The organism is Desulfoluna sp. CYM3A (genome assembly GCF_056829965.1).
In genome coordinates this window covers 5,181,227-5,193,718 of sequence record NZ_CP186556.1, presented here as the reverse complement: position 1 = coordinate 5,193,718, position 12,492 = coordinate 5,181,227, and the positions used below count along the sequence as shown (strand labels likewise).

General features: G+C 60.2%; 14 protein-coding genes. 13 read left to right on the top strand and 1 reads right to left on the bottom strand.

Annotation, left to right across the window (positions count from 1 at the left end; all coding sequences use genetic code 11):
* Positions 1-30: 30 nt before the first annotated feature.
* Positions 31-591, bottom strand: a complete 561-nt coding sequence (pyrE, locus tag ACOYW1_RS26300; protein ID WP_482418407.1) for an orotate phosphoribosyltransferase — start codon at positions 589-591, stop codon at positions 31-33.
* A gap of 294 nt (positions 592-885) precedes the next feature.
* Between pyrE and ACOYW1_RS26295 the strand changes: the two genes are divergently transcribed.
* From ACOYW1_RS26295 to rsfS, 13 genes are all read left to right on the top strand, one after another.
* Entirely contained in the window at positions 886-1,593 is a 708-nt protein-coding gene (locus ACOYW1_RS26295) for a cell division ATP-binding protein FtsE (protein ID WP_482418406.1), read from the top strand.
* Complete coding sequence (ftsX, locus tag ACOYW1_RS26290) at positions 1,590-2,471, top strand: permease-like cell division protein FtsX (RefSeq protein WP_482420332.1); 882 nt, start codon at positions 1,590-1,592, stop codon at positions 2,469-2,471. Before ACOYW1_RS26295 ends, ftsX begins: the two co-directional genes overlap by 4 nt.
* 29 nt (positions 2,472-2,500) lie before the next feature.
* The gene (locus ACOYW1_RS26285; protein WP_482420331.1) at positions 2,501-3,841 is read left to right on the top strand and encodes a murein hydrolase activator EnvC family protein; all 1,341 of its coding nucleotides are present in this window, start codon (positions 2,501-2,503) and stop codon (positions 3,839-3,841) included.
* Between the two features lie 146 nt (positions 3,842-3,987).
* A complete protein-coding gene (locus tag ACOYW1_RS26280) occupies positions 3,988-4,362 on the top strand; it encodes a hypothetical protein (RefSeq protein ID WP_482420330.1) in 375 nt (124 codons plus the stop codon).
* Positions 4,253-5,218, top strand: coding sequence for a S41 family peptidase (locus ACOYW1_RS26275; RefSeq protein ID WP_482420329.1), 966 nt, complete (start codon positions 4,253-4,255; stop codon positions 5,216-5,218). The genes ACOYW1_RS26280 and ACOYW1_RS26275 overlap by 110 nt, the downstream gene beginning before the upstream one ends.
* Positions 5,219-5,353: 135 nt before the next feature.
* Entirely contained in the window at positions 5,354-6,295 is a 942-nt protein-coding gene (locus ACOYW1_RS26270) for a divergent polysaccharide deacetylase family protein (protein WP_482420328.1), read from the top strand.
* 280 nt (positions 6,296-6,575) lie between these two features.
* On the top strand, positions 6,576-6,887 hold the full coding sequence (gene rplU / locus ACOYW1_RS26265) for a 50S ribosomal protein L21 (RefSeq protein ID WP_180137843.1): 312 nt from the start codon (positions 6,576-6,578) through the stop codon (positions 6,885-6,887).
* 154 nt (positions 6,888-7,041) lie between these two features.
* Positions 7,042-7,296, top strand: coding sequence for a 50S ribosomal protein L27 (rpmA, locus tag ACOYW1_RS26260; RefSeq protein ID WP_180137841.1), 255 nt, complete (start codon positions 7,042-7,044; stop codon positions 7,294-7,296).
* Positions 7,293-8,303, top strand: a complete 1,011-nt coding sequence (obgE, locus tag ACOYW1_RS26255) for a GTPase ObgE (protein WP_482420327.1) — start codon at positions 7,293-7,295, stop codon at positions 8,301-8,303. Before rpmA ends, obgE begins: the two co-directional genes overlap by 4 nt.
* Before the next feature lie 222 nt (positions 8,304-8,525).
* Entirely contained in the window at positions 8,526-9,665 is a 1,140-nt protein-coding gene (proB, locus tag ACOYW1_RS26250) for a glutamate 5-kinase (protein WP_482420326.1), read from the top strand.
* Positions 9,666-9,733: 68 nt separating this feature from the next.
* The gene (locus tag ACOYW1_RS26245; RefSeq protein WP_482420325.1) at positions 9,734-10,990 is read left to right on the top strand and encodes a glutamate-5-semialdehyde dehydrogenase; all 1,257 of its coding nucleotides are present in this window, start codon (positions 9,734-9,736) and stop codon (positions 10,988-10,990) included.
* Positions 10,991-11,044: 54 nt separating this feature from the next.
* Positions 11,045-11,734 (top strand): nicotinate (nicotinamide) nucleotide adenylyltransferase, encoded by a 690-nt coding sequence (nadD, locus tag ACOYW1_RS26240; RefSeq protein WP_482418398.1) that lies wholly within the window; start codon positions 11,045-11,047, stop codon positions 11,732-11,734.
* Positions 11,731-12,087 carry a ribosome silencing factor gene (rsfS, locus tag ACOYW1_RS26235; protein ID WP_180137830.1) on the top strand — a complete coding sequence of 119 codons (357 nt, stop codon included), beginning with the start codon at positions 11,731-11,733 and terminating at the stop codon, positions 12,085-12,087. The genes nadD and rsfS overlap by 4 nt, the downstream gene beginning before the upstream one ends.
* Positions 12,088-12,492 lie beyond the last annotated feature (405 nt).

Here is a 12,492-nt window from a genome sequence, read left to right as displayed (position 1 = left end):
TTTATCCCCTGCCCGCCGGAGGCCTTTTCGTTACAGGGAAACCCCCAGGTGCTTCATGAGGTCGTCGCGGGTGATGATGGAGCGGACGTCTTCCACGTGCTCCTTGATGTTTTCCACGCCGCCTTCCTGTCGATCGATGAGGGTGATGACGCGGACGACTTCCAGGCCCTGGACGCGGGCGCGCTCGATGGCCTTTATGGTGGAGCCGCCGGTGGTGACCACGTCGTCGATGATGACGACTTTCTCGCCCTTGGCCATGTCTCCTTCCACCCAGTTGATGATGCCGTGGTCCTTGAGTTCTTTACGAATCGAAAAGGCCTTGATGGGCTTGCCGCCCAGCTCGGAGGCAAAGGAGGTGGCCACGGCAATGGGGTCGGCGCCGAAGGTGAGACCGCCGATGCCGGTGATGTCGAGATCCTTGACGGCGTCGAAGACGAGGTTCCCTACGAGGTACATGCCCCGGGGGGAGAGGGTGGTGGGCTTGCAGTTCACGTAGAAGTGGCTCATTTTGCCCGAGGCCAGTTTAAAGGTGGGCTCTTCGGAAAATTTGAAGGAGGTTTTGCAGACAATATCTAAAAGTTCGTTTTTCATGGAAGGTCCCCTTAATGAGTTCTGGATAAAAATCGGTTGCTTTTGTCCTAGGTGATGGCTATGTAAAAAGGTCACGGACAATATCCGACCTGTAGATACAGGAAACCTCCACTGATGGAAGAAGCCATTTGGGATAGTCAGTGGAGGCTCGCACGTAAGGAAAACCGTTTTGCGGCACTCCTTGACTCGTGCAAGTCCAATTACCAGAAAATGGGGTGAAAAATCAACGGGAATCGTTTCGGTGGAAATGGATTTTTCCCAATGGGTCCCGCCCTTTCCCCCGGACCGGAGCCTATGACACAGCCAGACCCTGCGGACGACGCCGTCATCCGTCTCTTCAATGTCAGCAAGCGTTTCGGCGCCAAGCTGGCCCTCTCCAATATTACCCTGGATATTCACAAAGGGGAGTGGCTTTATGTAACCGGCCCGTCGGGCGCCGGCAAGTCCACCCTCCTCAAGCTTTTTTACCTGGGCGAGAAGACCACCAGCGGCCAGGTTCTTGCCTTCGGCACCAACATGAACCGGCTGACGTCCAAGGAGGTGCCCTTCCTGCGCCGCCGGTTCGGCATCATTTTCCAGGATTTCAAGCTCATCCCCAACCGCAACGTCTTTGAAAACGTGGCCCTGGTCCTGGAAGCCCGGGGGGAGCCCCGGAACATGATCGACAAGCGCACCCGGAACATCCTGCGCCACGCGGGCATGGACAAGCGCATGGATGCCATGCCCGCGAGCCTCTCCGGCGGGGAGCAGCAGCGGGTGGCCGTGGCCCGGGCCATTGCCGGTCAGCCGGACGTGATCCTGGCCGATGAGCCCACGGGCAGCCTGGACCCGAAATCCGCGGAGATCATCATCGGCCTTCTGGCCGCCTACCATGAAAAGGGGGCCACGGTGATGGTGGCCACCCATGACCGGGAGCTCCTGGCCCGGAAGCAGGGGCGGATCATCCGCCTGGAAGAGGGGCGCCTGGTGGCGCCGGAGCCCGTGGGAGGAGGACGCCCATGAGACGCCACATGAAGCGAACGCTCAAGGATTTTACCAGTCACGCCTTTCTCCACGGCATCACCGTGGTGACCATTGCCCTTACCATTCTTATTGCAGGGGCCCTGCTCCTGGTGGTGGAAAACGGGGAGGCGGTGATCTCCTCGTGGAAAAACGGGGTGCGGGTCATGGTTTATTTGAAGGACGGGGCCGCCTCCGCCGATGTGGAGGAGGCCGGCCATGCCCTGGAAACCATGGGCGGCGTGGCCAGGGTCTCTTTTATCTCACGGGACGAGGCCCTCACCGACCTGATGGAGAGCATGGAAGGGCAAAGCTCCCTTTTTGAAGGGCTGGGGGAGAACCCCCTGCCCGATGCCTACGAGGTGGAGGTGACCCCCGAGGCCGCGGAGTGGGAGCAGGTCCAGGCCATGGCCGCGGCCATGGTGAGGCTTCCTGCCGTGGACGATGTGGAGTACGGGCGTTCCTGGCTGGCGCGGGTCTCCCATCTGCTGGGCATGGTGGAGCTGGCCGGTGTGGCCCTGGCCGGGCTTTTTTTCATCGTGGCCCTGTTTATCGTATACAACACCGTGCGCCTGGCCCTTTACTCCCGCAGGGACGAGATTGAGATCATGCAGCTTGTGGGGGCCACGGGTGCCTTTATCAAGATTCCCCTCTACCTGGCCGGGGTGCTGGAGGGGGCCATGGGATCGCTCCTGGCCCTTTTGGCCCTGTTCGGGGCTTACGCGCTCTTTGCATCGGGCACGGGGGGCGGAGCCGAGGCCTTTGACCTGTCATTTCTCTCTCCGGTTTCCATGGGAGGGGTCTTTCTCTACGGGATTTTTGTGGGATGGTTCGGATGTTTTTTGTCTCTTCGAGAATTTATGAAAGAAGCCTCCTCCTGATCCTGGGGCTTTTTCTTCTGGGGGGACCGATGGCTGCCCTGGCCGGAGGGCCGGATCGCGTTGTTGTGGTGGCCGACACCCTCAACGTGCGGCGGCACCCCACGGCCTCGGCCGAGGTGCTCTGGACCCTGTCCCGGGGGGACGTGGGCCAGGTGGAGCGCCGCGCTGGGGACTGGGCCCTTGTGCGTGTGGACAGGGGGCGGGGGTACATCGCCGTCTCCGATGGGCTGGCCGTTCTCTACACGGAAAAGGCCCCCCGCACCGTGAAGAAGAAGGGGGGCAAGGTTGCTCCGGTCTCCGAGAAGGGGGCCAACACCTCTTTGGCCGGGATCCGTAAGGCGGTGCGGGCCGAGGAGAAAAAGCTCCTGGCCGTGCGCAAGGAGGAGCGGGACGTGATCCGCGAGCTGGACCGGTTCAACGCCTCGCTGTCCCAGGCCCGGAAAAAGGAGCGGGAGCTCAACCGGGAGCTGGCTGCGGTGGAGGTCAAAGTGTCTGAGGCCCTTAAGGCAAAGAGCCGGGTGGAGGCAGATATCCGTGTGGGGCGAAAGCGGCTCATGGCCCGCCTGGTGGCCTACCATAAGTTGAACCAGATTGGCGAGATGAACACCTTTGCCGCCTCGGGTTCCTTCCACGACATGGTGGTGAAAAAGCGGGCCCTGGTCCGCATCCTGGGCAGCGATGCTGTGTTGCTGACCCGGTACACCGCCTTGCTCCGGGAGCGAAAAGGCGTGGAAGCGCAGCTCGCCGCCGAGCGTTCGGCCCTGGCGGCTGCGGCGTCCGAGCATGGAAAGGTCCTGGCCGATGTGGAGGCACGGTATCGCAAGCGGGCGGCCATGCTCAAGGAGGTCCGGGAGAAAGAAAAGCTCAGCCTGGCGGCCATCGCCGAGATGAAGGAGGCCGAAAGGCTCCTGGAGGCGAAGGTGGCGGAGCTGGCCAAGGCGAGGAAAGCCCTTTCCTCGAAAAATCGCTTTGTTCGGTATAAAGGCTTGTTGAAATACCCTGTAACCGGTAAAATTGTCTCATCATTCGGGCGCCACAAAGATCCCCGCATGAACGTCACCACCTTTGAAAACGGCATCAGCATCCGGACCCAGCGAGGGGAACCGGTACGTGCCGTCTCTTCCGGTGAAGTGCTCTTCGCAGACTGGCTGCAGGGGTACGGCAACCTTCTCATCATCAACCACGGTGAGAGCTGGTACACCCTCTACGCCCACACCGACGAGATGTTCAAAACAAAAGGCGATCGCGTGGACGCACGGGAAGTGATCGCCACCGTCGGGGACTCCAGCCTCTCCGGGTATCCCGATCTCCATTTCGAAATTCGACACCACGGCAAACCTCTCAACCCCGGTCCCTGGTTTAAAAAATAAGGGGCGGCATTCCCATGGCGTAAGCCTGGAAGGCCCCCCTTTGTGGCCCTGCGTGTATGCTGCACGGGCGCAGTCGCCCCTCGACGCTGTTCGGGGGGCTTGCGCCGGCCCCGGCGTTTTCACATCCTTTTAGGAGATACCTGCCTATGAAGCGCATGTATATGATCGTGATCCTCATTGCTCTGCTCGTTCCCTTTGCCGTGTCCGCGGCAGAGAACGGCACCTACCGGAACCTGCGGATCTTCACCGACGTCATCGAAGAGATTGAACGGAGCTATGTGGACGAGCCCGACTCCGAAAAGCTCTGCGAGGGCATGAAGGGGATGATCGACGTTCTGGACCCCGTGGGCTGCCCGCGGCCCGCGAAGCTGCGGAGGACGAGGCCGGGGGACACTCTCCGGGGTGGGGCTGGTGCTGGCCATTCGAAACGAGAAGCTGACGGTGGTCTCGCCCATCGAAGGCTCACCGGCCAAGGAGGCCGGGATTCGGAACGGGGATGTGATCATCGCCGTGGACGGTGAAAAGACCGCTGCACTGACCATGGAGGAGTCCATTACCCTCATGCGGGGGCCCAGGGGGAGCATGGTGACCCTGACGGTGCTTCAGAAGCAGGGGGGAAAAGAGGTGGACCTTACCCTGCGCCGGGACGAGATCCCCCTGCAGTCCGTGGCCCACTACGAGCTGAAGCGGGGGTTCCCCTTTATCGCGGTGACCTCCTTCAACGACAACACCGCCCGGGATTTTGAAGCGGCCCTTCTGGCCCATGAGGCCCGGGGGCCGGTGAAGGGGCTGGTCCTGGACCTTCGGGACAACCCCGGCGGCATCCTTCAGCAGGCCGTGGATATGGTGGACCTTTTCCTCGATGAAGGGGTGATCGTCTCCATCAAGGGGCGAGACGAGGAGCAGCGTCAGGTGTGGCGGGCCACCACCGAGAAGGCGGTGCGCAGCTTTCCCGTGGTGGTGCTCATCAACGGCGGGTCGGCCAGTGCATCGGAGATCGTGGCCGGGGCCATGAAAGACCACAAGCGGGGGCTTATCCTGGGAACCACCAGCTTTGGCAAAGGGTCTGTCCAGAACATCATCCCCCTCTCCGACGGGTACGGCCTGAAGCTGACCGTGGCCCTCTACTACACCCCCTCCGGGGTCTCCATCCAGGCCCGCGGTATTGTGCCCGATGTGGAGCTTCCCTTTCAGGAGATGGCCTTTACCCCGGAAGAGAAGCATCTGGCGGAGCGGGATCTGCCCAACCATATTGAGGTCAGCGGGGATCAGGAGGAGGAACCCCTGCTCAAGGCACCGGAACGCCTGAGACGGGACAATCAGGTGCAGCGGGCCCTGGAGCTTCTGCTCAGCCGGGATATTTTCGGCAACGGGTGATGGGGTCTGGCGCTTTTTCCATGACCTTGCCCCCTCCTTGGGGTATGAAGGGGCGACAAAAAATAAAGACCGTCGGGTCGATAACGAAAGTCACCGTGGGGTGGCCGTCACGAGCGGAACCGGGAAAGGGAGACCATGGCAGGGGCCAAAAAAAAGAAGAAAAAAGGGAGCGCAAAGGCGCCCTCCAGCAGTTCATTCGGGCGGGTGGCCTTTGCCATATCGCTTGTGGCGTGTATCGTGGTGGTGTCAGGCCTTTTGCTGATAAAGTACCTGCCCCCCAGGATGGTGCCCCAGAAGCACGCGGCGGTGCGCAAGTCCGACCTTGCCACCATTCCCCCCCAGTACGAGGTGTTTGAAAAGCACGCCGTGCCCCACCGCAAGGATCGTCCTGTGGTACCGCCGGCGCCCCACAAGCCGACCCTGGTCCTGATCATCGACGACATCGGGTACAGCGAGCCCGCGGCCTATGACCTCATGGCCCTGGACCCGAATATCACCCTCTCCATTCTTCCCGGCAGCCCCCACGGCAAGGATATTGCCGGAGTGGCCCGGAAAAAGGGGCTGGAGCTTATGCTTCACCAGCCCATGGAGCCCAACGAATATCCCAGGGTGGATCCCGGTCCCGGGGCGCTTTTTGAGGCCATGGACCCGGACCAGCTGCTCCAGACCCTGGAGGCGAACCTCACGGCCTACCCCGGGGTCAAGGGAGTGAACAACCACATGGGTTCGCGGCTCACCTCCCTGTCTCCGCAGATGTACCAGGTGATGACCCTTTTAAAGCAGAAGGGGCTCTACTTCATCGACAGCCGCACATCGGCTAAGACGGTGAGCCGTTCGGCGGCCCGGCTCATGCAGGTACCCTTTGCCGAGCGGGATGTCTTTCTGGACCATGTCCAGTCCCGTGATGCTGTGGTGCGTCAGGTAAAGAAGATGCTGACCATTGCCGAGAAGCACGGCAGTGCCGTGGGAGTCGGCCATCCCCACAAGGTCACCTGCACGGTTCTTGCCGAAATGATGCCGGAGATTCACCGGAGAGTGACCCTGGTGCGCCCGTCAGCCCTGGTGGCGCAACCGTGATTCCGTGAGCAGGAAAGCTTTGGGTTGAATTTTTTTTTTGCCGTGGTATTGTAGGGGATTGACCATGATGTGATCATGGTCCCGCGTGGGCCGGTATGACAGCCCACAACATGTGAGACCCACAACGGAACCCCGGATTTGTCGGCATTTTCACGGGTGAGGGCTACCCTTACGCGAAAAATGCAAAATATTTCTTGACAAATCGCTTAAGGTTTTTAGAATGGTTGGGTTTTTTTGATCCAGAGGCTCAAGTTAGAAAGCACAATTGGGAGAATAAACTATGTATGCTGTAGTTGCTACGGGCGGCAAGCAATATAAGGTTCAGGAAGGCGAGATCCTGCGAGTTGAGAAGCTCGCCGGGGACGTCGGATCCACCGTGACCTTCGATCAGGTCCTGATGACCTCCGACGGCACCGATGTTGCCCTGGGAGCACCCGTTCTCGAGGGAGCCGAAGTGACCGGCACCATCGTCGAGCAGGACAAGTCCAAGAAGGTTCTTGTATTCAAGTACAAGCGCCGCAAGCGGTATCGCAAGATGCAGGGCCATCGTCAGCCCTATACCGCCGTTAAAATCAACACGATCAAGGCGTAAGTCGGCCGCTCCGCGTGCGGAGCTTCCGCAGGACGTGATGCCGGCAGAAAAATCAGTGAACAACAGAGGTGCCCTCCCCTTGCGGTGGGCATTGGGTTTTTTTAGCGGCAGCACCTCCATACAGACACCTACACGGCTTTAAGGAGTATTCGAAATGGCACATAAAAAAGCTGGCGGCAGTACCAAAAACGGTCGCGACAGTAACGCGCAGCGACGCGGGATCAAGAAGTACGGTGGCGAGGCGGTTAAATCCGGCAACATCCTTGTTCGTCAGGTTGGCACCTCCATCCACCCCGGCAATAACGTCGGCCTTGGCAAAGACTTCACCCTCTTTGCCACCATCGACGGTGTGGTCAAGTATGAGCGCATGGGTCGCAGCCGCAAAAAAGTCAGTGTATATGCCGCGTGAAATTCATAGACGAAGCAACCATCACTGTTCAATCCGGTAACGGAGGCAGGGGCTGCGTCAGCTTTCGACGAGAGAAGTTCATCGAATTCGGAGGCCCCGACGGCGGAGATGGCGGCGACGGCGGTGACGTGGTTCTCGAAGCCACGATCAACACGCGCACCCTGTACGAGTTCAGGCACAAGCGCCTGATCAAAGCCGACAACGGCGGCTACGGCATGGGTGCCAACCGACACGGCAAAAACGGTAAAGATATCGTTGTATATCTCCCTGCCGGCACGGTGGTCAGCAATGCAGAAACCGGGGAGATCATTCATGACTTCGTGAACCCCGGTGAACGCTTTGTGATCGCCAAGGGCGGTCAGGGGGGGCGCGGAAACAAACGGTTTACCACGTCGCGCAACCGAGCCCCCCGTTTTGCTCAGACCGGCGAAGAGGGCGAAGCCCTGACCATCCACCTCGAGCTGAAACTGCTTGCGGATGTGGGGATCGTCGGGTTCCCCAATGCCGGAAAGTCGACCCTCATTCGAGTCTCATATCCGTCGGCCCGCCCCAAAACGGCCGACTACCCCTTTACCACCCTGACCCCCAGCATCGGTATGGTTCAGCATGAGTGGGGTGAACCCTTTGCCGTGGCCGACATTCCCGGCCTCATCGAAGGGGCCCATGAAGGCGTGGGCTTGGGAACGACGTTTCTCAAGCACATTGAACGCACGCGTATGCTGGTGCACCTCATTGATGCCTCAGCCATCGACCCGGACAATCCCCTGGCCCAGTATGATGCCATCAACCGGGAGCTTTTTCTCTTCAGCGACACACTCAAGGAGAGGGAACAGCTTGTGGTTCTCAACAAGCTGGACATCACCGGGGCGGAGGAGAACGCCGATGCCTTTGAAAAGGCATTGGGAGACACGCCTGTCCTTCGTATTTCAGCGGCGTCGACCCAAGGGGTGGACACCCTTAAGGCGAAGTTGAACCAGGCGGTCAACGGCACCGAACGGGATGAGTAAGACCGGCGCTTAGCGCGCCGTCTGTCTCATGCCGTTTTTGTCGTTTCGACGGCCCGGTTGCCTTGGCTTGTTCGATTCTTTTGCGAGACCCCCGTGGACGATGCGTTCGTGATTCGTCACCGCCAGAGCGCCTCGCAATATGGCCATGTGCTGTACCGAGGACCTGAATCATCGCATATCGCAACGCGATATGGCCTGTTTGACGTTTTGCGAGGCTATCTCATGGATAAAGACCAGAAACGACTTTTTGACCACGCCCGTCGGGTGGTGGTGAAAGTGGGGAGCGGGGTCCTCTCCTTTGACGGGGGGATCAACCACAATGTGGTGGCCTCCATCAGCCGCCAGATGGCTGCCCTGAGCCAGGGGGGACGCGAAATGATCCTCGTCTCCTCCGGTGCCGTGGCCGCAGGGGTCGCCAAGGTGGCCCTGGGGCGCAGGCCCGCCAGCATGCCTGAGAAACAGGCGGCGGCCGCCGTGGGCCAGGCAGGGCTTATCCTTGAGTACGAGCTGCGTTTTGCCGAGGCCGGTCTCAAGGTGGCCCAGGTTCTTCTCACGCGCAACGACCTCTCCCACAGGGGGCGCTACCTCAACGCACGGAACACCCTCAATACCCTTCTTGCCTGGGGGGTGATTCCCATTATCAATGAAAACGACACCGTGGTAACCGACGAGATCCGTTTCGGCGACAACGACAATCTCTCGGCCATGATCGCCCTTCTTCTGGACGCGGACCTGCTCATCAACCTCACCGATATCGACGGCCTGTACGACGGCGATCCCCGAACCAACCCGGATGCCAAACGCCTTGAAATCGTGGACAAGATCACCCCGGCCATTGAAGCCTCTGCCAAGGGACGTCCCGGCGTCATGGGCACCGGCGGCATGTGGACCAAGATCGAGGCGGCGAAAAAGAGCATGGCCTCGGGGGTTCCCATGGTCATCGCCTGCGGCTCCCGGCCCAAGGTCCTCACCGATCTGTTCCAGGGCGTGGCCCAGGGAACTTTTTTCGTGCCCCGCGCCGACAAGCTGGGGAGCCGGAAACGGTGGATCGGCTTCACCTCCCAGACCTTTGGCGAGGTCACCGTGGACGACGGAGCGGTCAAGGCCCTTGTGGAACGTGGAAAAAGCCTTTTGCCCAGCGGTATTCTCAATGTCTCCGGAAGCTTTGACGTGGGCGCGGCCGTGGCCGTGTGCGACGCCCGGGGAAACGAGCTGGGGCGTGGGCTGACCAATTTTAACGCCGAGGACATCCAGGCCATCAAAGGGCTGAAGACCGACCAGATTGCCGAGCGCCTGGGATCCAAGGAATACGATGAGGTGATTCACCGGGACAACCTGGTGGTCACTGTGGCGGCCCCTTAAGGGCGGTTCCGGATACGCAGGAAGCATCCATTTCATCCTCTTTCATCTGACCAGGGAGTGACAGACCCATGAGTGTAGAAGCGACTATTGTTGAGATGGCCAGGAAGGCGAAAAAAGCGGCCCGTGACGTGGCCGCAGCCACCACGGACCAGAAAAACCGTGTCCTTTTTTCCATTGCAGAGAAGATTGAAACCCGGGCAGACGCCATCCAGGCGGAAAACAGGAAAGACATCGAACGGGCCCGGGAGATGGGCCTGTCCCCGGCCATGATCGACCGGCTTACCATCACGGATGGCACCATTGCCTCCATGGCAGGGGGCCTTCGCGAGGTGGCGGACCTGGCCGATCCCGTTGGGGAAGTTACCTCCACCGAGGAGCGACCCAGCGGCATCAAGGTGTCGCGTGTGCGCATTCCCCTGGGGGTCATCGGCATGATCTACGAGTCCCGCCCCAACGTCACCATCGACGCGGCCGGGCTCTGCCTGAAGGCGGGCAACGCCATTATCCTGCGGGGAGGTTCCGAGGCGTTCCATTCCAACACGGTCCTTGCCGAATGCATTGCCGATGCCCTTACGGAGAACGGCCTGCCCAAAGAGGTTGTGCAGCTTATCCCCATGCGGGATCGCGAGGCGGTGAACATCCTGCTCAAGCAGGAAGATTTCATTGACGTCATGATCCCCCGGGGCGGCGAAGGCCTGATCCGGTTTGTGACGGCCAACTCCCTGATTCCCGTGCTCAAGCACTACAAGGGGGTCTGCCACGTCTACGTGGACAAAGAGGCGGACCTGGAAAAAGCCAAAGCCATCTGCATCAATGCCAAGGTGCAGCGACCCGGTGTCTGCAACGCCATGGAAACCATGCTCGTTCACAAAGAGGTGGCGTCCGCGTTCCTGCCCCTGGTGGGAGAGGCCTTTAAAGAGGCCGGAGTTACCCTCAAAGGGTGCCCTGAAACCCGCAAGCAGCTGGCCTGGGCCGAAGAGGCCGTGGAATCCGACTGGCCCGCCGAGTACCTGAACCTCACCCTGGCCGTGAAGGTGGTGGACAGCGTGGACGATGCTCTGGACCACATCGCGGCGTACAACTCCGGCCACACCGAGGCCATCGTCACGAAAAACGAGGAGACGGCCAGGCGGTTTGTCCAGGGTGCCGATTCGTCTGCGGTCATGGTCAACGCTTCCACCCGGTTCAATGACGGGGGCGAGCTGGGCCTGGGCGCTGAGATCGGCATCAGCACCTCCAAGCTCCACGCCTTCGGCCCCATGGGGCTCGAAGAGCTGACAAGCCGAAAATTCGTGGTCTACGGAGACGGTCAGATCAGGGGCTGAAGCCCCGAGGGTGCGATTACCCCGAGAGAGCGGTGGGGAACTAGTCTGGTGGGAATGGAAGAGACAAACGAACAGAGCAGGCCAGGCCAGGTGGTTGTTTTCGGCGGCACCTTCAATCCGGTTCACCTGGCCCACACCCATGTGGTCAAAGAGATCTTGAGGCTTCTGGAGCCCGATGGGCTCTATGTGGTGCCTGCCGCTGTGCCGCCCCACAAACCGGGCAAAAAGATCGTTTCAGCCGAGCATCGCATGGCCATGCTGAAGATGGCCATGGCCGGGCTGCCCGTGGTGCTCTCGGACGTGGAGCTGAAGCGCAAGGGCACCTCGTTTACCGTGGATACCCTGCGCACCCTGCGGCAGGAGGTGGGCCCGGAATCGGAGCTCTACCTCACCATGGGGGTGGACGCCTTTTTTGATTTTCACACCTGGCGGGACGAGAAACTGATTCTCTCCATGGCCGGGATTATTGTGGTGAACCGCCCCGGGACTCCCCACGGCGACCTGCCCGTCGGAGAGCTGCAGAGCTACCTGACGGACCGTATCGATTCCGGATACGCCTGGGACCCGGCGCAAAAGCGCTTCGTGCATCCGACCTTGTGCGGGATCGTACCCCTCTCGGTGACCCTGGTGTCGCCCTTGTCCTCCACGGATGTCCGAACATGCATTGAACAGGGAGACCGTCCGACGGATCTGCTCCACCCGGAAGTTCTCCGATATATCGAAGATAAAGGATTATACAGATGACCCAAGAGCTGGATCCCCGACTCGTCTCCATCATCAAGGCGGTGAAGGGTCGAAAAGCAGAACATATCAAGGTGCTGGACGTGCGCAAGCTCACTTCCTACACCGACGTCTTCATCCTGGCCAGCGCCCGCTCCACACGGCAGGCCGCCGCCATCGGTGAATACATCAAAGTCGAACTGAAGAAAGAGGAGATCAAGCCCATTACCGTGGATGGCCTCGATGAAGGCTCCTGGGTGCTCCTCGATTACGGGGACGTCATCGTCCACGTGTTCTATGAAGAGACCCGCGATTACTACGATCTCGACGGGCTCTGGGCAGATGCCGTGGTCATCGACCACGAGGGCATCGAGTAGCCCATGGCGTGACCGGTTAAAAAGGGTGCCTGCGGGCACCCTTTTTGCGTTTGGGAGAAACGCAGGTTGATAGGACATAGGTCATGGGCCTGCCATCACCATCACCTGACGACGCCTGAATAACCTGCAGCTTACGAATCGGGCGAAGCCCGGCCGGAAGGCCACAGTGCAAGGGCAATCAGTTTTCGAGGTGTTTTCACTACTGTGGCTTTGCCACCCTCGCCGCCGGAGGCAACCAGGTTAAAGACGCCTCCGGCGGCCCTGCCGGGGGCCAAACTTTTGCCAATTTAGATGCCTTGGGTTTCACAAACAGGTTTTGCTCAATTTGACGAAAATCTTCGCGGAAGCTCTTCCCCTGAGGAACGAAGGGGGAGGGCTTTCGCAACCTGGGGTCCAGGGGTGGCG

What these genes read in the sequence shown, in the direction of transcription:
- pyrE (WP_482418407.1), bottom strand. Translation starts at nt 591, where the DNA reads ATGAAAAACGAACTTTTAGATATTGTCTGCAAAACCTCCTTCAAATTT.
- ACOYW1_RS26295 (WP_482418406.1), top strand. Translation starts at nt 886, where the DNA reads ATGACACAGCCAGACCCTGCGGACGACGCCGTCATCCGTCTCTTCAAT.
- ftsX (WP_482420332.1), top strand. Translation starts at nt 1,590, where the DNA reads ATGAGACGCCACATGAAGCGAACGCTCAAGGATTTTACCAGTCACGCC.
- ACOYW1_RS26285 (WP_482420331.1), top strand. Translation starts at nt 2,501, where the DNA reads ATGGCTGCCCTGGCCGGAGGGCCGGATCGCGTTGTTGTGGTGGCCGAC.
- ACOYW1_RS26280 (WP_482420330.1), top strand. Translation starts at nt 3,988, where the DNA reads ATGAAGCGCATGTATATGATCGTGATCCTCATTGCTCTGCTCGTTCCC.
- ACOYW1_RS26270 (WP_482420328.1), top strand. Translation starts at nt 5,354, where the DNA reads ATGGCAGGGGCCAAAAAAAAGAAGAAAAAAGGGAGCGCAAAGGCGCCC.
- rplU (WP_180137843.1), top strand. Translation starts at nt 6,576, where the DNA reads ATGTATGCTGTAGTTGCTACGGGCGGCAAGCAATATAAGGTTCAGGAA.
- rpmA (WP_180137841.1), top strand. Translation starts at nt 7,042, where the DNA reads ATGGCACATAAAAAAGCTGGCGGCAGTACCAAAAACGGTCGCGACAGT.
- proB (WP_482420326.1), top strand. Translation starts at nt 8,526, where the DNA reads ATGGATAAAGACCAGAAACGACTTTTTGACCACGCCCGTCGGGTGGTG.
- ACOYW1_RS26245 (WP_482420325.1), top strand. Translation starts at nt 9,734, where the DNA reads ATGAGTGTAGAAGCGACTATTGTTGAGATGGCCAGGAAGGCGAAAAAA.
- nadD (WP_482418398.1), top strand. Translation starts at nt 11,045, where the DNA reads ATGGAAGAGACAAACGAACAGAGCAGGCCAGGCCAGGTGGTTGTTTTC.
- rsfS (WP_180137830.1), top strand. Translation starts at nt 11,731, where the DNA reads ATGACCCAAGAGCTGGATCCCCGACTCGTCTCCATCATCAAGGCGGTG.